The 19,375-nt window shown below is 62.3% G+C and carries 16 protein-coding genes; 6 read left to right on the top strand and 10 right to left on the bottom strand.

Annotated features, from left to right (window positions below; all coding sequences use genetic code 11):
- Positions 1-43 precede the first annotated feature (43 nt).
- Entirely contained in the window at positions 44-2,899 is a 2,856-nt protein-coding gene (locus tag HMPREF1531_RS08560) for an FAD-binding and (Fe-S)-binding domain-containing protein (RefSeq protein WP_016669549.1), read from the top strand.
- Positions 2,900-2,948: 49 nt separating this feature from the next.
- Here HMPREF1531_RS08560 and murI read toward each other — a convergent pair whose 3' ends face one another.
- The 3 genes from murI to clpS all read right to left on the bottom strand — a co-directional run bounded on the left by murI (position 2,949) and on the right by clpS (position 5,112).
- Entirely contained in the window at positions 2,949-3,785 is an 837-nt protein-coding gene (murI, locus tag HMPREF1531_RS08555; protein ID WP_051123418.1) for a glutamate racemase, read from the bottom strand.
- Positions 3,786-4,213: 428 nt separating this feature from the next.
- Positions 4,214-4,801, bottom strand: a complete 588-nt coding sequence (locus HMPREF1531_RS12985; RefSeq protein ID WP_016669547.1) for a DUF2017 family protein — start codon at positions 4,799-4,801, stop codon at positions 4,214-4,216.
- Positions 4,801-5,112, bottom strand: coding sequence for an ATP-dependent Clp protease adapter ClpS (gene clpS / locus HMPREF1531_RS13690; protein WP_036898828.1), 312 nt, complete (start codon positions 5,110-5,112; stop codon positions 4,801-4,803). The genes HMPREF1531_RS12985 and clpS overlap by 1 nt, the downstream gene beginning before the upstream one ends.
- A gap of 51 nt (positions 5,113-5,163) precedes the next feature.
- On the opposite strand from clpS, the gene HMPREF1531_RS08540 reads away from it, so the two are divergent.
- Together HMPREF1531_RS08540 and HMPREF1531_RS08535 are read left to right on the top strand one after the other, a co-directional pair.
- A complete protein-coding gene (locus tag HMPREF1531_RS08540; RefSeq protein ID WP_036897593.1) occupies positions 5,164-6,519 on the top strand; it encodes a nicotinate phosphoribosyltransferase in 1,356 nt (451 codons plus the stop codon).
- Between the two features lie 34 nt (positions 6,520-6,553).
- Positions 6,554-7,129, top strand: a complete 576-nt coding sequence (locus HMPREF1531_RS08535) for an isochorismatase family protein (protein ID WP_016669545.1) — start codon at positions 6,554-6,556, stop codon at positions 7,127-7,129.
- Between the two features lie 24 nt (positions 7,130-7,153).
- Here HMPREF1531_RS08535 and malQ read toward each other — a convergent pair whose 3' ends face one another.
- Together malQ and HMPREF1531_RS12980 are read right to left on the bottom strand one after the other, a co-directional pair.
- A complete protein-coding gene (malQ, locus tag HMPREF1531_RS08530) occupies positions 7,154-9,316 on the bottom strand; it encodes a 4-alpha-glucanotransferase (protein WP_442852412.1) in 2,163 nt (720 codons plus the stop codon).
- A gap of 31 nt (positions 9,317-9,347) precedes the next feature.
- Positions 9,348-10,100: an RDD family protein gene (locus HMPREF1531_RS12980; RefSeq protein WP_016669543.1), complete on the bottom strand. Its 753-nt coding sequence runs from the start codon at positions 10,098-10,100 to the stop codon at positions 9,348-9,350.
- A 63-nt stretch (positions 10,101-10,163) separates the two neighbouring features.
- Here HMPREF1531_RS12980 and HMPREF1531_RS12975 point away from each other — a divergent pair, with 63 nt between their 5' ends.
- Entirely contained in the window at positions 10,164-11,327 is a 1,164-nt protein-coding gene (locus HMPREF1531_RS12975) for a serine/threonine-protein kinase (protein WP_016669542.1), read from the top strand.
- Positions 11,328-11,379: 52 nt separating this feature from the next.
- A complete protein-coding gene (locus HMPREF1531_RS08515; RefSeq protein WP_016669541.1) occupies positions 11,380-12,237 on the top strand; it encodes an NAD(P)-dependent oxidoreductase in 858 nt (285 codons plus the stop codon).
- Positions 12,238-12,262: 25 nt separating this feature from the next.
- Here HMPREF1531_RS08515 and HMPREF1531_RS08510 read toward each other — a convergent pair whose 3' ends face one another.
- Positions 12,263-13,624 (bottom strand): MFS transporter, encoded by a 1,362-nt coding sequence (locus tag HMPREF1531_RS08510; protein WP_016669540.1) that lies wholly within the window; start codon positions 13,622-13,624, stop codon positions 12,263-12,265.
- Positions 13,625-13,668: 44 nt separating this feature from the next.
- On the opposite strand from HMPREF1531_RS08510, the gene HMPREF1531_RS08505 reads away from it, so the two are divergent.
- Positions 13,669-13,932, top strand: a complete 264-nt coding sequence (locus HMPREF1531_RS08505; protein WP_016669539.1) for a DUF3039 domain-containing protein — start codon at positions 13,669-13,671, stop codon at positions 13,930-13,932.
- 72 nt (positions 13,933-14,004) lie between these two features.
- Here the strand turns inward: HMPREF1531_RS08505 and HMPREF1531_RS08500 are convergent, their stop codons facing one another.
- From HMPREF1531_RS08500 to glpA, 4 genes are read right to left on the bottom strand one after another with little or no spacing between them, the layout of a single operon-like run.
- Positions 14,005-15,324, bottom strand: a complete 1,320-nt coding sequence (locus HMPREF1531_RS08500) for an MATE family efflux transporter (RefSeq protein WP_016669538.1) — start codon at positions 15,322-15,324, stop codon at positions 14,005-14,007.
- Positions 15,321-16,553 (bottom strand): anaerobic glycerol-3-phosphate dehydrogenase subunit C, encoded by a 1,233-nt coding sequence (locus HMPREF1531_RS08495; RefSeq protein WP_016669537.1) that lies wholly within the window; start codon positions 16,551-16,553, stop codon positions 15,321-15,323. Before HMPREF1531_RS08495 ends, HMPREF1531_RS08500 begins: the two co-directional genes overlap by 4 nt.
- 1 nt (position 16,554) lies before the next feature.
- Positions 16,555-17,754 (bottom strand): glycerol-3-phosphate dehydrogenase subunit GlpB, encoded by a 1,200-nt coding sequence (gene glpB, locus HMPREF1531_RS08490; protein ID WP_016669536.1) that lies wholly within the window; start codon positions 17,752-17,754, stop codon positions 16,555-16,557.
- On the bottom strand, positions 17,751-19,328 hold the full coding sequence (gene glpA / locus HMPREF1531_RS08485; RefSeq protein ID WP_016669535.1) for an anaerobic glycerol-3-phosphate dehydrogenase subunit GlpA: 1,578 nt from the start codon (positions 19,326-19,328) through the stop codon (positions 17,751-17,753). The genes glpB and glpA overlap by 4 nt, the downstream gene beginning before the upstream one ends.
- Positions 19,329-19,375: the final 47 nt, after the last annotated feature.

Genomic DNA, 19,375 nt, shown 5'->3' with positions numbered 1-19,375 from the left:
TGGCTCGGACACCGTGGCTTGACCCTCACTCCAGGAGAAGTTCATGACGGCGATCAGCTCCCGCTCCATCCTCAGCACTACACCGCAGTCGCACGTCGATCAGCTGGCGGCAGCCCTCGGCTCCGACGTCGAAGTCACCACCAGAGCCCTTGAGCGCTTCGCCCTGGCGGTTGACGCATCCCATTACCTCAAAATTCCCCAGGCCGTCGCTCGGCCCACGAATGCAACACAAGTCGCCTTGGCAATGGCCCTGGCCGTTCGCTGCAACTGGCCCCTAACCTTCCGCGGTGGCGGTTCCTCGCTGTCGGGTCAGGTCATGGCCGAAGGCCTATGCCTGGACACCAGACGACACTTCCGCGGAATTGAGGTGCTCGATCAGGGTCGCAAGGTGCGTGTCCAACCGGGCGCAACGATTGCGCAAGTCAATGCGCGATTAGCCCACCACCACACCAAGCTCGGCCCAGACCCGGCCTCCTCCATCGCCTGCACCATTGGTGGCTTGGTCGCCAATAACTCCTCCGGGATGACCTGCGGGGTGACCGCCAATACTTACAAGACCCTCGACTCGATGATCTTCGCCCTACCCTCGGGCACCGTCATCAACACCGCAGACCAGGATGCCGACGAGCAGCTCAAGAGTTCCGAGCCCGGGCTCTACCTCACCCTGCTCAACCTGCGTGATCAACTGCGTCGCCCCGAGGTGCGAGCCGACATTGAGCGCCGCTACGCCATCAAGAACACCATGGGCTACGGGATGAACTCCTTCATCGACTTTGATGAGCCAGTAAAAATCCTTGAGCACCTGATGATCGGTTCTGAAGGAACCCTAGGATTCGTCGCCGAGGCCACGTTCAACACGGTGCCCATCCATGCGAAGACCGCCACCGGGTTGCTGATCTTCAATTCCCTGCAGGCCGCGACCGATGCCCTGCCCACCTTGGTGTACTCCGGGGCCGACGTCGTCGAGTTACTCGACTGCCGATCGATCCTTGCGGTGCAAGACCAGGCATCGGCCGTGCTACCCGCCGGATTCCAGGTCGACCAGCAGGCGGCCCTGCTGGTTGAGTATCAGGGTGACACCTCCGAAGAACTGGAGGCCCGCACCAACAAGGGCGCAGTGCACTTCGGCGAATTCGATCTGGCTATGGACCCGGAACTCACTCAGGACTCTGGCCGACGCAACCAGATGTGGGTCATGCGCAATGGGCTGTACACCAAGGTGGCCGGCAACCGACCAGCCGGCACCTCTCCCCTGCTGGAAGATATCGCGGTACCCATGCCCACCTTGGGCGGGGTCTGTTCCGATCTCCAGGTGCTCTTCGACAAACACGGCTACGAGGGCGCGGTGATCTTCGGTCACGCCAAAGACGGCAACATCCACTTCCTGGTAACCGAGGACTTCGACGGTGAGAAGTCGATGAGACGCTACGAGAATTTCACCGAGGACATGGTCGAGCTCATCCTCGACAAGCAGGGAACCCTGAAGGCTGAACACGGAACCGGTCGGATTATGGCCCCATTCGTCCACCGCCAGTACGGCGATGAGCTCTACGAGGCGATGTGGTCGGTGAAACGGGCCTGTGACCCGACCGAGGTACTCAACCCGGGGGCTGTACTCACCGAGGATCCGAAGCTCTACCTGAAGAACATCAAGAAGACCAACCCGGTGCGTCCGCTGATCGACAGTTGCGTCGAGTGCGGGTACTGCGAGCCGGTATGTCCTTCCCAACACCTGACCACCACCCCAAGGCAACGCATCGTCATCCAACGTGCCATCGCAGATGCCGAGGCCCGCGGTGACCGCGAGATGGCCAGGCAACTGTACGAGGAAGAGGACTACATGGTGGTCCAGACTTGCGCGGTTGACGGCATGTGCCAAACGGCCTGCCCGATGAAGATCAACACCGCGGATTTGGTCCGTGACCTTCGTGCCGAGCGCCGCAGCAAGCCAGTCAGTGGCTTCTGGACCGCAGCAGCGAAGGTCTGGGGACCGTTTACTGGGGTCGCATCGATCGGCATGTCGACAGTGAAGGTGCTTCCCACACCACTGGTGCGCGGTGCTACTGGGGCTGCCCGCAAGTTGTTGGGTACCGACGTGGTTCCCACCGTCACCTCCGAGCTTCCCGGTGGCGGTCGGCGTCGTTCCCCGATCCACTGCGACTACCCGGATGCGGTATTCATGCCTGCGTGCGTGGGCACTATGTTCGGCACCGGTCACGAAAACAAGGAAGGAGCCGACCAAGCCCTGCGGGAGCTGTGCGAACGTACCGGGGTGAAGCTGCGGGTCCCCGACGACATCTCCTCGCTGTGCTGTGGCACGGTGTGGAAGTCGAAAGGGATGCGTCCCGGTGAACGCATCATGGACGAACGGCTCACTAAATCCTTGCGCAAGGCGACGGACAACTGGCGGCTACCCATCGTGTGTGATTCGGTATCCTGCTCCGAGGGCATTGAGATCGCCCTGTCCCACATGGGGGTGACCGAGGCCACGGTGCTCGACGCAACTGAGTTCGCGGTGAGTCACATCATCGATAAACTCCCCGAGTTGCCGAAGGCGAAACTGGCAGTACTGCACCCGACCTGCTCCTCGACCCGGATGGGTGTCAACGACGCCCTGATGACCCTGGCCAAGCTAGTGGCCGATGAGGCTCGCGTTCCCGATGGTTGGCGGTGCTGCGGCTTCGCCGGTGACCGTGGCTTGCTGCACGAGGAGTTGACGGCCACCGCAACGCAGGATGAAGCCCACGATGTCGCCCAGATGCACGCGGACCTGTTCTTGTCCTGTAACCGGACCTGCGAGCTGGGCTTGACCCGGGCCACCGGAAAGGTCTACGTCCACGTTCTGGAGGAGATCAACGACCGGGTGAAGAAGCTGGTTCCGGTACGCGGCGTCGTGTGATCCACGGTGTGGGTGCGGGCCCAGGCACCGCACCCACCGTTCGATCAATTCAATCCAGGTGGAGTGATTCGATGCCGGAAACGAATCCACCCATCAGCCGTCGGCCGAGTCCCTCGAAGGCCTTCGGATCACCGGTGGTGACGAAGCGCCGCGTGGCGACGTGGGGTTCGGTGCGCACCAGGTTGCGCCGAGTGAGCAAGGCATAGGCAGCCCGTGCAGATTCATCGGAGGATGAGACCAAGGTGACCTCCTCACCCATCACTAAGGACACCACCCCACTTAACAGCGGGTAGTGCGTGCACCCCAGGATGAGAGTGTCAACCCCTTCATCCTTGAGCGGGGTCAGATAATCGGTGGCAACCTCAAGGAGTTCGACTCCGCTGGTGATCCCAGCTTCCACGAAATCCACGAAACGCGGGCAGGGTTGGGTGAACAATTTCGCGCGAGAAGCCACCAGCGCGTCATCGTAGGACCGAGAATTCGCGGTGCCCTGAGTACAGATGACCCCCACCTTCCCGTTGCGAGAGATCGTGGCCGCCTTGCGCGCCGCAGGGAGGATTACTTCAATGACCGGAATGTCGTAGCGCTCGCGGGCATCACGCAGAGCAGCTGAGGAAGCAGTGTTGCAGGCGATGACTAAAGCCTTGACCCCTTGTCCCACCAGCCAGTCGAGACATTCCAAGGTAAATTCACGGACCTCGGCGATGGGCCGGGGTCCATAGGGGGTCCGGGCCGTGTCGCCCAGATAGATGATGTCCTCATCTGGCAGGAGATCGACGATGGCGCGTGCCACCGTCAGTCCTCCGAAGCCTGAGTCGAAGATTCCGATCGGGGCGTTGATTCTCACCCGACCAACTGTAGGGCGTCGGTGCCCAACGGTGGTCATAGCAGCCAAGGGAATCGGTTGGCCTTGGTAACCGTGGACAGGTTCCCAGGTGGGTGTGAGCATTCCTTGCCATGACACTCACCATTGTGAATCCCACCTGATTCCTCGCCACGCAAGCAGCCCCGTGACGAACTTCCAGAAGGCCCGGACTTCCGGTCCCAGTAGCTCAATCGCAGGGAGGATGACAAGCGCGAACACGGTCTCACTACGCTGAACACCTTTAATCTCACTTGACTTCACCCACTTCCGCACAGACGGTGTAACAAAAATGCTATTTGAAAATGCCTGCTACTTATAGCAGGTCCGCATCGATTTACTGTCAATTCTTCGATACGGATTACTCCTGATCCAGGTCACGACGAGCGGGATAGACAACGAACTCTGCCGCAGTAGCAGTTCCCACCTGCCCACAGTCCAGCGCTCGTGCATTACTCCAAGGTGACCACCAAGGATTCGACGACGAAGCCCAGCCAGTCAAAGATCGCGGCAACCGCACTCATCGGGTCGTTCGCATCCAACTCGGCCAGCGCATCGATGTCCTCGGCGGTACGCACCTCCAGCCGGATGGACAACGCCAGACGCACCGCGGACAAGGTCTTCAACCAAGCGTCGGCATTATCCATCTCAACCACGCACCGCCCGTCAGTGATGGCATGCAGGTCAGCCAGCATGATGCGGGCGTCGTTCACCTTCTGATCACGCTGAGCGACCTTGGTATAACGCTGAAAATCTGCGGAGGCTGCGGGATCATCCGGGTAAGGATCGGGGAACAATCGCCCCAGCAGAGGATCGGGATTCGGATCTCCACAGAAAGCATCGCTAGTGATCAGTTCGCGCTCCAACTGGGCGAAGAGATCATCGGTATCGGTGATGCGGTCGGTACCCGGGCCGGTGCATCCTGGGACCGCGTCCAGCAGCACCTCAATGAGGGAGATCACCAGCCCGCAGAGCACATGTCGTTCAGTGTCATCGAAATCGCAGACCAGTTTCCCCGAGATCCTGCGGAATGCCTGCATTAGTCATTCCTACTCATGGTGGCCCACAGCCCGTAGCTATGCATGGCCTGAACGTCACGTTCCATTGCCTCGCGACTGCCCATGGCGACGACGGCCTTTCCTTCCATGTGGACCTGCATCGTGAGGTGTTCAGCCTTTTCCCTGGGGTAATGGAAGTAGCTGGAGAAGACGTGGATGACGTAGGAAAACAGGTTGACGGGGTCGTCCCAGACCACGGTCACCCAACCGTGAGTTGCAGGATCCGCTGCGTCGGTGCGATCCTCAACTGCTGTGCCACCGCCGGTGATCCCTTCTTGTGCTGGTCCGACCATGACCTCCATTCTGGCCCATTGGTTCAAACCGTCTTGGGTAATGTTGTGCGCATGACGTCGACCGCGCTGCTGACCGACATGTACGAGCTGACGATGATCCGGGCAGCCCTGGCCTCCGGGGTCGCCGATCGTCGTTGCACCTTCGAGTTGTTCCCGCGCCGATTACCCCAGGGACGCAGCTACGGGGTGGTCGCCGGTACCGGGCGCGCACTGGAGGCCCTCGCCGAGTTTCGTTTCGGCGACCAGGAGATTTCCTATCTCGCGGAGGCCGGAGTCGCCGACGACGCCTTGGCCCAGTGGCTGGCCGGTTACCGCTTTTCCGGAACCATCCGCGGCTATGGGGAGGGTGAACTGTTCTTCTCCGGCTCGCCGGTCTTAGTCGTCGAGGGCAGCTTCGCCGAAGCGGTAGTCCTGGAAACCCTCATGCTATCGATCTTTAACCACGACTCCGCAGTGGCCTCGGCGGCCTCCCGGATGACCTTGGCCGCCGAGGGCCGCCCGATCATTGAGATGGGCGGGCGCCGAACCGCCGAGTGGGCTGCGGTGGCCTCGGCCCGGGCTGCATGGATCGCAGGCTTCGCATCCACCTCGGTGCTGGAAGCTGGTCGGCACTGGGGAATCCCGGTCTCCGGGACGGCAGCCCACTCCTTCACTCTGTTGTTCGACTCCGAACAGGATGCCTTCGCATCGCAGCTGAACTCGATGGGTGAGAACACAACCTTGCTGGTCGACACCTACGATGTCGACCAGGCGATCCACACAGCCGTTGAATTAACCGGTGGCAAACTTGGCGGCATACGCCTGGATTCGGGTGATCTGTCGACTGAGGTGCGTCGAGTGCGCAAGCTGCTGGATTCCCTCGGTGCGACGAAAACCCGGATCATCGTCACCAGTGACCTCGACGAGTACCAGATCGCTGCCCTGCGCGGGGCACCCGTTGACGGCTTTGGAGTGGGCACCTCGGTGGTCACCGGCTCAGGGCATCCCACTTCCGGAATGGTCTACAAGCTGGTAGCCCGCGCCCAGTCCGACGATCCGGATGCTCTGCAGGTCCCAGTGGCCAAGAGATCCACCAACAAATCCACGATCGGCGGACGCAAGACCGTGAAGCGTCAGATCGGCGACGATGGCAAGGCAACCGCAGAGGTGATCGGCATCGATATCACCCCGCGCGCGGATTCGAACGACCGCATGGTAATGGTCGATCTCGTGAGGGACGGCGAGATCGTCGGGGCCGAGGAATTGTCGGTGGCCCGGGAGCGCCACGAGCGAGCCCGCGCAGAATTGCCGAAGACCGGCCTGAAGATCTCACGGGCCGAGCAGGCCATCCCCACGCTCTACGTGGACAGCACCGGGGATGAACGAGCCAATGTCTATCTGGCGGGCAAACCACCTGCCAATCTTTGAGGTTAACCGTCGGCAATCCCACGGGAGGAGAGATATGAGCACCGCACTTGTGGTCGTTGACGTGCAGAACGATTTCTGCGAGGGGGGAGCCCTCGCTGTGACCGGGGGCGAGCAGGTCGCTCGGGCCATCGCCCAATACATCGGGGAGGATCTACGCCGGGCCCGCGGTCACGGTTTCGATCTGGTCGTAGCCACTCGGGACAGCCACGTCGACCCGGGCTCCCATTTCAGCGAGACCCCAGACTTCGTCGATTCGTGGCCACCACACTGTGTCGCCGACACACCAGGGGCGCAATTTCACCCGGCTGTCGCCGAGATCGGTTTCGACGCCGTCTTCGACAAGGGAGCCACCCAAGCCGCATATTCCGGTTTCGAGGGCGTTGACGCCGACGGCACCGGACTGCAGTCCTGGTTGCAGCAGCGTGGGGTGACTGCGGTGAGCATCGTCGGGCTGGCCACCGATCACTGCGTGCGGGCCACCGCCTTAGATGCGGCACGTCTGGGCTTCCTAACCACCGTCGACCTGAAACTGTGTGCAGCCGTCGATCCAGGAGCAATAACCCGGGTCGTGGCCGAGTTGGAAGCTGCACGAGTGCTGATCACCCACTGAGACTTTACCGCCCGAATGTCCTGATCAGTCCTGGTCGGGGCTCCAAGGCTGGGGGACGTGGGTGAACCCGTTCAGCACCCCGGCCATCCGCATCGGCCGGGCCATGGTGAAGACATCTTCTAACAGGAGGGTCTTGCCATCCGGTCCGGACAACGGAATCTGCCAGTTCGGGTACTCTTTCCACGTTCCCGGCTGATTCTGCACCCGGCGGTCTCCCACCGCGTCGACCAGGGGAACATTCAGCACCTTGCACCGCGACTGCACCAGATAGCGGTAGAGCCCGAGCATTTGTTCCTCAACCAGATCGATGTCGGCATCAGGAACCAGCAACCCACGTTCCTCAAGAACATCCAGGAAGGCGGCCTGCTCCGCATTGGCGGCTGCCTCCTCGGCCTCCACCGATTCCATGAGCAGCCCCAACTTGTGACGCAACTGCACATGGTCCTTGGCCAAGTACCCGGCGGTCGGTGGTAGATCATGAGTGACCACCGAAGCCATCGCTAGTTCTCGCCACTGCTCTGGAGGGATCGGCACACCCTGGTCGTCTTGCTCGAACCACAGCACCGAAGTGCCCAGGATGCCGCGAGCACCCAAGTACTGCCTGACCCACGGTTCGACGGTCCCGAGATCCTCACCGACGACAAAGGCCCCGGCACGCTGAGCCTCCAGCATGATGATACCGACCAGAGCCTCGTGGTCGTAGCGCACATAGGTTCCCTGCTTGGCGGTTCCGCCCCAGGGAACCCACCACAGCCGGAACATTCCCAACACGTGGTCGATGCGCACTCCCCCGGCATGTCCCAAGGCCACTTGGAGCATCTGCCTGAAGGGGGCATAGGCGGTATCGGCAAGCCGGTCGGGGCGCCATGGAGGCTGACCCCAGTCCTGGCCCATCTGGTTGTAGCCGTCCGGCGGGGCGCCCACATTGATGCCGTGGGCATAGACATCACTCATCATCCAGGTGTCCGCGGAGGCTCCCGAGACACCCACCGCAAGATCGGTAACGATGCCAATCCCCATCCCGGCATCCACCGCATCCTGCTGGGCATCGGACAACTGCTCCCAAGCAACCCACTGGGCCCACTCATGGAAAGCGATTTCCTTGGCGTTCTCCTGGTGAATCCGGGCAACGGCCGGGGAGGTGGGGCGACGCAGTTCTTCCGCCCAAGTGCGCCAGTCATTGCCGAATTTCTCGCACAACACACACCACGTGGCGTAGTCGCGCAAGCGGCGGCCCTGACGGCGGCGGAAATCGGCGAAAGCCATCTGGCGAGCGGGGCGAAGGCCTGCATCATGGATAATCCGCAGCGCGGCGACCTTCGCCAGCCAGGCAGTGTCCCGGTCGATGAGATCTGTATCCGTCAGCCGCTGTTCCAGATCGGTGCGCAGCCGGTTGATCGCGGCGCGGGCGTCATCATTGAGTTCCCCGTACTCGGGAATCGCTTCCGGGCGGATGTACATCGGGTGTAAGAACAGCCGCGAGCTGGGAAGGTACGGCGAGATGTCCATCGGCGGCATGGGCTGGGCCGCATGAAGCGGATTGATCAGCACGTAGTCGGCGTACTGCTGGGTGGCCGACCATACCGATAAATCCGCCAGATCGGTCAGATCACCGATGCCCCAAGATCTCCTGGAACGCACCGAGTAGAGTTGAGCAGCATATCCCCAAATACGTCGGCCATTGAGCCGCGGAGGCAAGCCCAAGTAGCGGGGGGTGACGATGAGGGTGGCCTCAGCCTGACGGTCGTCGGAGACCAGTTCGAGGCGGTGGTAACCGGTGGGCAGATCGCCGGGAATCTGGAAAGAGGCCTCCCCAATCAGTTCACCATCCACCTCGCGAGGCGGCACGTCGTGCTGGCACTGTCCCAGGTAGCGGATACCCCCATCCTCGAGCTTGAGCCGCACCTGGGCGGGATGACCGTGGGCAACGTGGACCTCCATGTGTTTTTGTTCCCCTTGGGTCACCACCACGACTGGCGGTAGCCCACGACGCCAAGGGCGCATGTCAATCTCGCGGAGGGCAGCCTCGGCCTGCTCATCGGTATGCGCGTGGATGCCCATCGCGGCCAGCACCTTGATGATCGTCTCATGGCTAACCGGAACGTGACGCCCCTTCCAGTCCCAGTACTCGGTGGCTATTCCGAGTCGTTCCGCTAATACGTGGAGTTGTTCTGCGTTCATGCCAATCCTCAGGGTCGACGTGGAGGCATGGATAACCCTATCTGATGCGCACCACCTGGGTCCGCGCAACCATGTCATGCAGCCCCTGTCGTCGTGGGTTCATCAGCGGAATGCCCCCGTTGAGTAGCGCTGTGATTGTCAGGAGGGACAATGCTTGGTAGAGGAGGTTGCGCAGCAGTGCCTCACGCATCGGCAGACCGTGGTGCTCCCGACCACGATCAAGGGGCACCACCCTCATGCCAAGGATGAGCATGCCGAGGGTGGCCGAGCGCCACAGTTGCATTCCCGCCGAATAGATGAACCCAACCACCAATTGCACGAGAGTGAGTTGCTGCATGCTGGCACCCAACCCGTAGGTGGTGGCATAAGGATCGGGGGTCTGCCCACCGGTCTGCGCAGATCGCCACACATCGTCCATGAAGCGGTTGAGGCCCTCTACGAGATCTGCCGAGAAGGGCCAGAAAACCAAGGCCGTGAGCATCCCCACTACCATTGCATCAATCGCCAAACCGCCCGCCCGGCGCCACCAACCGGCCAGCGGAACTCCATCAGCGGTTGCCGGACCAGGAATGACAGCAAAAGGCCGGGGCTGGATGGCAGGAGCTGATCCCGGCAGCGGAGCGTCGGCACGGTGAGGATTGGCAGCCGGTGCAACGGGGGTGGACGCGGCATCGCGGGTGTCATTGGTCCAACTTGTCCCATCCCACCAGCGGTATCCCTGGCAGCCCACAGGATCTGAGTACCAACCGGCAGGTGGCAACATCCGATCGGTGTCTTCTGATTCGCTCACGCATTCATCCTGACACGTGCAACAATTGGGGCGCCTCACCCCGGGCACAAGGTTGGGGGTTGAATGGAACAGATCGGGCGCTACCAAGTCGGTCAACGCATCGGCGCGGGCTCGTTCGCCACGGTTTTCAAGGGACGCGATCCCGATCTTGACGTGACCGTGGCGATCAAGGTCCTTGCCGAGAACTGGTCGACGAATCCTGACGTACGCTCACGGTTCTTGGCCGAGGCGCGGATGCTGCGCCGGTTCCAGGATGAGCGGGTCATCTCGGTTTACGACATCGGCACTACCCAGGACGACCGCCCCTATTTCGTCATGGATTTCGCCGACGCCGGCTCCTTCGAACAGATGCGTAGGCATCCTCCGGCTTCCGGACGAGCGCTGCGGCTGGCCGCCGAGGCTGCCCGGGGCATTGAGGTACTGCACCGCAATAATGTGATCCACCGCGACATCACCCCGGGCAATATCTTGATGCAGCATTCCTCGAGGGGGATGCGGGTTATGATCGCCGATCTGGGTGTAGCGAAATCGCTGGTGGAGCGCCAGGAATCGACGATGACCGCGGGCACCCCTGCCTTTATGGCCTATGAGCAGGCCACCGGCGGATATCTAGACCAGCGGGTGGATGTGTACTCGATGGCCGCAGTGACCTATTCGATGCTGACCGGGCATCCGCCCTTCCCGATCAAGACGCTCAATGATCTCCTGGTCCGCAACTGGTCGGTCGGAGTCACCCCGATCGCGGATGGCATCGGGGCCCCTCCGATGCTTGATGACCTCATGTCGGCGGCCCTGTCACCGGATCCTCGGATGCGCCCGGCAAGCGCCCTGGAACTGGCCAATGCCTTCGATGCCCTGGCCGACGTGCTTCCAGGAGGCAACGTCGCGACCTCCCAAACCGACTGGGCTGCATTGGGCGCCGAACACCCCCTTGCCCCGGCGCCGGTGTCCTATGGTTCGGATCCGAATGGATGGGGTCCTTCTCTGGTCACCGGCACTTCCTCCCTCGCGGGTTCCGGCGGATGGAGTTCCGCCCACTCCATCGGACAGGTAGCGCCGCGTTCGGAGACCCCCCAAGAGATGCTGGACAATTATCTCGGGCGTGGGACCTATGAGGTCGAGCAACCCAGGGAATCCCACTCCAAGACCTACTGGTTGATCGTGGTCGGTGGTGTGGCCTTGCTGTTCATCACGGTAGTGCTGTTCACCATCATGTTCCTCACCTGAGTGCTCCCACAGCTTCCTATACTGGCCGGACACCTCGTCCCCAGGAGGGATCATGAGCGACAACATCACCTTCATCGGAGTGGGAGCCATCGGTTTGCCGGTGGCTGCCCGGATTGCAGAGGCAGGTCATCGGGTGACCGGGGTTGATCCCCGACCCGAAGCAGCCGAACGTGCAGCAGGTACACGGATCGAATCGATGGTCACCAATATGTCCGAGGTCGACGAGCTGGCAACGGTGGTCGTAATGGTCGCCACCCCTACCCAGCTGACCGGTCTGGTTGACGATGCGCTGGAACAGGATCTGAATGGCAGTGGGTGGATCATCATGTCCACCGTCGGCCCGGATTCGGTACGCACCGAGGCCGAGCGGCTGCAGGCAGCAGGGGCCATGGTCATCGATTCCCCGGTGTCCGGAGATATCCCGGGCACCGGAACCGGCTCTCTGACCCTGTTCACCTCCGGAGCCCCCTCGGACATCGAAGCGCTGGGGGATGTTCTCGATGCTGTGGGCCCCCGCAATGTTGTTGGCGAGCGGATCGGCGAAGGCCAGGCCTTCAAGCTGGTCAACCAGCACCTGTGTGCCATCCACATCGCCGCGGCCGCAGAAGCCCTCAACCTGGCGGACCGTATGGGGCTGGATCCCGAAAAAGCACTTCGGGCTGTCGAAAACGGAGGCGCCGGATCACGGATGCTCTCGGATCGCGGGCCCCGGATGCTCGCCCTGGGCCAGATTGAGGTGCACAACTCCATCGGGATCTTCGTCAAGGATGCCGGAATGGTGGTCCATACAGGACACCGCTGCCGTGCCCAGGTACCGCTGGCTGAGGCGGCCAACCAGCGCTACCGGCTGGCCGCCGACATGGACCTGCTGACTGAGGACGATTCCCAGGTGATCCGTACCTACCGCTGAATCCACTGTGAGCCAGGATTCCCGTTCAACCCACTCCGGATGATTCGTTGCGCACTGCACCGATGCGCAACGACGCCGCCACTGCTGCCCCGGCGGCAAGCAGCGCCAGTAACTGGATCGCACCGAAGGTGACCGTCGTCACGGCGACGCCGTGCAGGACGGCGAAGACGGCACCTACCAGGCCCGTCACCAAAGAGTTGCCGAGCCCCTCGGAAACCTGCAACGACGAGGTGTTGCGCCCGATCTGCTGTGGCTCCGAGAGTTGCATGTTGGCCAGCGAGGTGCTCGACACACTGAGGCCCATCCCGAGCCCGCCCATGGCATAACCAATGGCGACCAGCGGCCAAGGAAGATTTCCCCACACCGCAACGCAGTTGATCAACAAACCACCGGTCAGACTTGCAACACCGCTGGTGATGATGACATCGCGGCGAATCCTGAGCCGGGCAGATGCCTGAACCGATGATCCGGCTGCCCAGCTCACCGCCCCAACTGCCAAGAACATTCCTGCCTGAGACAAAGAGAAATCGTACTGGGAACGCAGCAGCAGGGGGATGAACGTCTCCGCCCCGAAGAAGGCGCCGGCTCCCAGGCCCCTGGTCCACATCACCGAACCGAGGCCACGGGAAACCCGCAGGAATCCCGGCGGCATGAGTCGTGGAACCGAGACCCACAGTGCCACCAACCCCATCACGGCGATGACCGCGGCGGCTCCCAAGCGTTGCGCCGCGTATTGCACCGCCGCCAAGCCACCGGCTGCCACCACAGCAGCCCACACCGGCACCGGATCGCTGGACTCATTCGGTGTCCACCGTGCACGCAGCGTCATCAATGGCCGCCAGCCGACTGCCATCATGATGAGCAGAACTGGGAGCAGAACGAGGAATACCCAGTGCCAGGAGAAAGTCTCAGTCAACCAGGCAGCGACGACTGGTCCGACAAAGCTCGGCAGCATCCAGCAGAACGACAACATGGACATCACTGTTGCCCGCCGGGCCTTACCGAACCCTTGGGCGACCACCACCATGAAAGCCACATTGGTGGTTCCGGCTCCCAGTCCCTGGACGAATCTCGCGGTGAGCAGCACATGCATGGAGAGGGCGAATCCGGCCATCAACAGCCCCGCGATGAAGACAGCCGAGCCGATGATCAGAGGAATCACCGGTCCGGACCGATCGACGATGCGCCCCGACATCACGATGGCTGCCACTTGGGCAATGAGAAAGGCAGTGAATGCCCACGCGTACCAGTCAACGTGGCCAAGTTCCTCCGCAGCCACCGGCATCGCGGTGATCGTGCCATAGGCCTCGAAGGCTGTGCACAGCGCCATACCCAGCAGGGATGCGACCAACATGGTTTGTTTGTCTTCGGGAGAGGTGCTGTTCACCAGATCAGTATCCCGGTCGCATGCCGACGTGCGACACTTGAACCATGGCAACACTCGCACCAGGCTCGCAGACCATCACCCGGGAACGGATCCAGGAGGATTACCAGGAAGGTGACGAGGAGCGTTACTCGCACTACGTGCCCAAGGGAAAGCTCTTAGAGGCCCAAGTGAACGGCACCCCGGTGGTCGCGCTGTGCGGCAAGGTGTGGGTACCGACCCGCAACCCCGAGCGTTTCCGGGTATGCCCGATGTGCAAGGAGATCTGGGAATCCCTCCAACCCGGCAAGGACAAGGGACCCGATCGCTAAGCTGGGATGCCCAGCCCTTGGGCACCGCCCCAGTGATCTCGCCGCACGGCACCAATCCCGGGCACCGTCACATCACTGCCCCAAGCGCATCCATTGCTCACCTGTGATGCGATGCCGCAGTGTGACCCCGCGCCAAGCCATATACCAAAAGACCCAGCAGATCCACACGCTCACCAACCCAACGACGCCCGTGGGCCCCCGGGCGATGACGAGGAGGATGACGGGAAGGAAGCCCACCAAGTTGATTACCCCGGCTTTCGCCAGATAGTGGGTGTCCCCAGCTCCCATGAGCACACCGTCGAGGATGTAGACATATCCGGCGAGTGGCTGACCAACGAGCACCACCACCAAGGCGATCCGGATCGCGTGCTGTACCTCGATATCGGGGGTAAACACTGCGGGGCAGGCCACCGCCACCGCCCCGACAACAACCGCCATCACGATTCCCCCGGTCACCGCCCATCTGGTCATCCGCGCGGTGGTAGCCCGGGCGAGGTGTGCCTGAGAGCCACCGAGATATTTCCCGGTAAGCGCCTGGGCGGCAATCGCCAAGGCATCCAAGCCGGATGCAAAGAATCCCCAGATGCTCATGATGATCTGGTTGGCGGCCAGAACGACGGTTCCCAGCCGGGTCACAGCGACGACCAGCAGGATCAGCGCAATGCGCAGCATCACTGTACGCACCAGCAGCGGCAAACCGTCACGCCAGGCACCGCCGACACCAGAGCGATCCGGGCCAATACCAACTCCCAGTCGGCGCGCGTGCCCTACGACCACACCCACCAGCAACACCGCCATCGCGTACTGGCATATGACGGTTCCCGTAGCCGCACCCACGACGCCCCAGCGAAGCCCCAGAGTGAGCCAGACCGACAGCGGGATGTTGACCACAGCGGCCCCACTCGACACAAACAGTGGCATCCGAGTGTCCTGCAACCCGCGGATGATACCTGTGGCTGCCTGAACAACGAGCATGGCAGGTAGCCCGACACTCGACACTTGCAGATAGGCAACCGCCTCGTTAACCACCTGCGGGGAAGTGCCGAAGCAGACCACGATCCATTGGGCTCCCACCAACATGATCACAGTGACAACCACTCCGATGAATACCGCCAACCAGATCGCGGAGATGCCCGATCGGATGGCCCGGAACAAATTCCCGGCCCCAACTGCCCGCGCGGTAGAGGCCGTCGTCGAGTACGCTAAAAAGACGCACAGCCCGACGACGGTGGTCAGCACAGTCTGAGCCAGCCCCAGCCCTGCCAAAGCATCGGTCGACCAGTGCCCCACCACCGCCGAGTCAACGAGCAGCAATACAGGCTCGACGAGTAGTGCTCCGAGAGCTGGGATGGCTAGGGCAAGGATCTCCCGTGACGATCCCGGGACCGTCATCTGGCAAGACCGTAGGCCTTGTGGATGAAGAAGATCGGGTGGACGGTGGTCACCTTCGTCGACTTCTCGATCTGCCAGCGGCAGGTCTCGGTATCGCAGGCGGCATAACCTTGGTTGGTTGCCTCCACCATTTCGAACAGGTCCTTCCCGACAAGCTGACCGATCTCGTACTTCTCCTTCTTCAGCCCGTAGGTTCCGGCGATGCCGCAACAGGTGGCGAAGGATTCGACCACCTCCAGTCCAGGAATCAACCTCATCAGATCCGCAGCGGGCATCCCCATTCCTTGAGAACGCACCTGACAGGGCTGATGGTAGGGCACCCGCATGGCGATCTCGGCGAAATCGGTGGGCAGTTCCCCCGCCATATGCAGATCCATCAGGAACTCACTGATGTCCCGCATCCGCAGGCCGACATCTGCCAGTTCCGGGTCATCGATGCCCAAAATCTTGCGGGCCTCGTGACGCAGCATACCGCCGCAGGAACCGGCACTGGAGATGATGAGTAGATCCTCACCTGCCGAGCGTAGTTGGTCGACCAAGCTGCGCACCGAGGCACTCGCTTGGTCGAACAACCCGTTAGACTGCGCGGCCAATCCGCAGCACGACTGCTTCGGCACCAGCACTTCATAACCGATGTACTCCAGGACCTCGACGGTCTGTTTGGCGGTTTCCACCTCAAAATAGCCACCGGCACAACCGTGAAAGAAGACCACTGGCCCGCGGGTCGCAGGTTTGGCAGGGGTGTGTTTACGCCACCAGCTGCGAAAGGACTGGGAACGGGCGGTAGGCATCGCCGCGGCACGGTGAACCCCGATGACCTTCTCCATCGCGACCCGGGCCAGTTTGTTGTTAAGCACGGCATTTGCGACGGGAGCGACCGGGGTCATCATCCGGCCCATCATCGTGGTATTGACGATGAGCCGGTCGCGCAGCGGGATTCCAGTCTCCTCACGCATCAAGGCCCGGCCGATCGAGTTGATCTCGGCGACGTTGACTCCCTGCGGGCATACGACAGTGCACGTCGAGCAAGACGAGCAGTAGTCGATCGAATGGTCGACGGAGAACTCGTTGCGGAACCGTTCTCCTTGAGGACCGACGAATTTCGGCCCGGAGAACAGGTCGGTGACCGGGGCGACCGGGCAGTTCTGCTCGCACAGGGTGCATTTGACGCAATGGTCCAGGGTCACCCGGTCCAATTCGTTGTTAAGGCGTTCACGCAGGGTGGGCATATCATGCTCCTTCCGCGAGACCGTCGGCGGCACGCAGGGCAGTCGCGATGGCAGTGCCCTCCCCCGACTTCTCGATCCACCGTTGGGCACCGGCGATGATGTCGCCGGCCACATACAGATTGCGGAACACCGGCTCGTTGTCAGCATTGACGGCGCGCCCGTGGACGTCGGCGCGTACCCCCACCTCGAACAATGGCTGGGGATCGAACCAGCTGGGGGTGATGAGGCCGGTGGCATCGTCGGCAGTCAGTGGCAACCCAAACACCCGCTCGGTGATTCTCCCGTAGGAGTCGACATCCAAGGCACCAGAGGAGAACCCACCCGGGGCGTGGATCACTGCGTCGGCCCCAAAGGTCCGGGTGCGGCCCGCAATACCGACTCGTACTCCGGACAGCCGGTCACCGTCGGCCTCAAAGCCCACCACCCGGGAGCCGATGACGACCTTCACATGGGCAGCACGGATGGCCGCGACCATGGCGTCGTGCAGTCTGATGCCCGGCACCGACGGCGGCACTAGCGGGACCTCAGCGATCTCCCGGCCGATGCGGTCCCTAATCCTGCGCCAGGTTCCCGGCCGGGTGCCGAGTACTCCCGGCAGCAGGATGACCTCACCTGGTGGCGCAGCCTTGGCCACCGCGTCGGCGAAGCGATCGGCAAACTCGGGATCCTCCAGGGCACGGGCATAGGTGAGCGAGGTCGGGTCCTGTTCCCCCGCACGGGCTGGCAGGTCGATCCAAGCCGATTCGGCGCCCAAATTGCCAGCCATCAGTTCGGCTGGCATGTCCTTGAGCTGGCGCACCCCGACGACGGCATATTCGCGCGTCGCTGCCGCGGCCACCATGGAGGGCTGAGCGAAGGCGGTGGGGCGCATCGCCCCGACAGCCGTCGGCAGTACCAGATTGTGTTCCGCCGAACCCACGAGGAGTTCCGGACCGATCCTTTCGGCTGCCCAGTTCACAGCCTCGCGCACCCTGTCGGCGCCGATCCCTGCATAGGGGTGTTCAGGACCGAGGGATGCGATGGCAACCAGAGGCTGGTCGATCTGGTGACCGTCGAGGCTGGCGAGCACGTCGAGAGTCCCTTGGGAGAGTTGGAACCCACCCTCTCCCTTTGAGATCAGCCGTACGTCATGCCCGGCCTCCACTGCACGCAAGGCCGCGCTCAGACCGGCCGGCCCCATTCCGATGACGATGATCCTCATTGCTTGATCTCCGTTTCGAGGGCAGGCAGATGACCGACGCTCATCGTTCCGTCCAACATCCAGTGGTCCAGAGCCACTTGCCGCACTTGGTCGTTGGCCAGGATCGGCCACAGCCCGATCCAGCGGTTCGCCAGAAACAATCGCAGCAGGCCCGTAGCCCGTTCATGGTCGACAACCTCCTCTGCGACGGCGATCCCTGCAGCCCGGGTCGAACAGAATCCACCCTGGCAAGGCCCCATGCCAAGCCTGGTTTGGCGACGCCAGTCGTCCATGGTGCCCAGGGGTTGTTCTTTCATCGCCGAGACCAGTTGTGACCTGGCCAGCAGCTCGCATTCACAGATGGTCTGTTCATCCAGCCGGTTCTTCTCCCGCTCATGGAGCCGGTGGGTGACGTGGTACAGCTTCCCGTCGGCCTCGCCGGGAACCGGTTCGGTTGCAGTGGTGCATTCCCGGGTCTGCCCCAGTTGCTCGCACATGGCGTCGACAATGTGCTCGGCCATCAGTCGGTAGGTGGTGAGCTTGCCGCCACCGATGGTCAGCATCCCCTTGATACCGTCGCGGGTGTCGTGGTCGAGCACGGCCATACCACGCGACATGTGGCGGGTATCACTGCTCGATACCCGGTCGTCCTTGATCAGCGGGCGGGCCCCAGCCCAGGCATGCACAGCCCGGTGTTCTCGGAATGTCGGGATGAGCACCGAACCGGCATCCATCATCTGCTGGACCTGGTCGCGCGGGATGGTCAGCTTGTCCGGATCGTCGGCCTTGACGTCGGTAGTGCCGATGATCGAAACGGTGTGCACCGGCACGAGAATGTCTCCGTCGGTCGGGTATACACACCGATTGATCACTGTATTCACCAACCGGTGATTCATCGCGATCATGATGCCCGCCCCCGGGATGACGTTCACGTCGTGGCATCCGGCCAGGGCAGCGACCTGACCCGCCCAAGGCCCTGCGCAGTTGAGGATGAAGGAGCAGTCGATGAGCACCTGCTCATCGTTCTTCACGTCATGGGCGCTGATTCCCACCACGCGTCCGTCACGCACCTGAATGCCGGTTGCCCGGTGATAGGTGAGGACCTGAGCTCCATGAGATTGCGCAGAGCGTGCTGCGCTCCATACCAGGGCCCATCCGTCGACCGAGCCGTCAGCGACCTCAATCACCCGTTTGATACCGGGGTTGAGTAGCCGCTCCCGGCGCAAGGCCTCGGCGACCGGGATCTCGGTGGCGGGAACCCCCGTCTTAGCGGCCCCCGCCAGGAAGTCATCGGCGAAGGCCGGGTCATCATCGGGCGTGACGACGAAGAAGCCGCCGGTATCCTCAATGGCGTGAGGTTGGATTCTGCGCAGAATCGCGTTCTCCTGGGCGCATTCGGTAGCCGATCCAAGATCGGAGACGACGTATCGCCCGCCCGAATGTAGCAGCCCGTGAAACCGTGAGGTTGTTCCCTGCCCCAAATCCGCACGTTCCAACAAGATGGTACGGAATCCGCGCATGGCAGCGTCACGGGCAACCCCGACCCCGGTGGATCCTCCACCGACGACGACGACCTCAGCCTCGAGATGTCTCATACAATAATCCTGCCATTATGAGGAATAGCAACCGCTTGCAGACGACT

Origin of the sequence: Propionibacterium sp. oral taxon 192 str. F0372 (assembly GCF_000413315.1) — a bacterium.
Taxonomy (GTDB): domain Bacteria; phylum Actinomycetota; class Actinomycetes; order Propionibacteriales; family Propionibacteriaceae; genus Brooklawnia.
Note: the sequence above shows the minus strand (reverse complement) of the source record. Positions and strands in the feature narration are given on the sequence as shown.

Excerpts from the sequence above, each read along its gene's own strand:
- HMPREF1531_RS08560 (WP_016669549.1), top strand. The coding sequence starts at position 44 with ATGACGGCGATCAGCTCCCGCTCCATCCTCAGCACTACACCGCAGTCG.
- murI (WP_051123418.1), bottom strand. The coding sequence starts at position 3,785 with ATGACCACCGTTGGGCACCGACGCCCTACAGTTGGTCGGGTGAGAATC.
- HMPREF1531_RS12985 (WP_016669547.1), bottom strand. The coding sequence starts at position 4,801 with ATGCAGGCATTCCGCAGGATCTCGGGGAAACTGGTCTGCGATTTCGAT.
- clpS (WP_036898828.1), bottom strand. The coding sequence starts at position 5,112 with ATGGTCGGACCAGCACAAGAAGGGATCACCGGCGGTGGCACAGCAGTT.
- HMPREF1531_RS08540 (WP_036897593.1), top strand. The coding sequence starts at position 5,164 with ATGACGTCGACCGCGCTGCTGACCGACATGTACGAGCTGACGATGATC.
- HMPREF1531_RS08535 (WP_016669545.1), top strand. The coding sequence starts at position 6,554 with ATGAGCACCGCACTTGTGGTCGTTGACGTGCAGAACGATTTCTGCGAG.
- HMPREF1531_RS12975 (WP_016669542.1), top strand. The coding sequence starts at position 10,164 with ATGGAACAGATCGGGCGCTACCAAGTCGGTCAACGCATCGGCGCGGGC.
- HMPREF1531_RS08515 (WP_016669541.1), top strand. The coding sequence starts at position 11,380 with ATGAGCGACAACATCACCTTCATCGGAGTGGGAGCCATCGGTTTGCCG.
- HMPREF1531_RS08505 (WP_016669539.1), top strand. The coding sequence starts at position 13,669 with ATGGCAACACTCGCACCAGGCTCGCAGACCATCACCCGGGAACGGATC.
- HMPREF1531_RS08500 (WP_016669538.1), bottom strand. The coding sequence starts at position 15,324 with ATGACGGTCCCGGGATCGTCACGGGAGATCCTTGCCCTAGCCATCCCA.
- HMPREF1531_RS08495 (WP_016669537.1), bottom strand. The coding sequence starts at position 16,553 with ATGCCCACCCTGCGTGAACGCCTTAACAACGAATTGGACCGGGTGACC.
- glpB (WP_016669536.1), bottom strand. The coding sequence starts at position 17,754 with ATGAGGATCATCGTCATCGGAATGGGGCCGGCCGGTCTGAGCGCGGCC.
- glpA (WP_016669535.1), bottom strand. The coding sequence starts at position 19,328 with ATGAGACATCTCGAGGCTGAGGTCGTCGTCGTCGGTGGAGGATCCACC.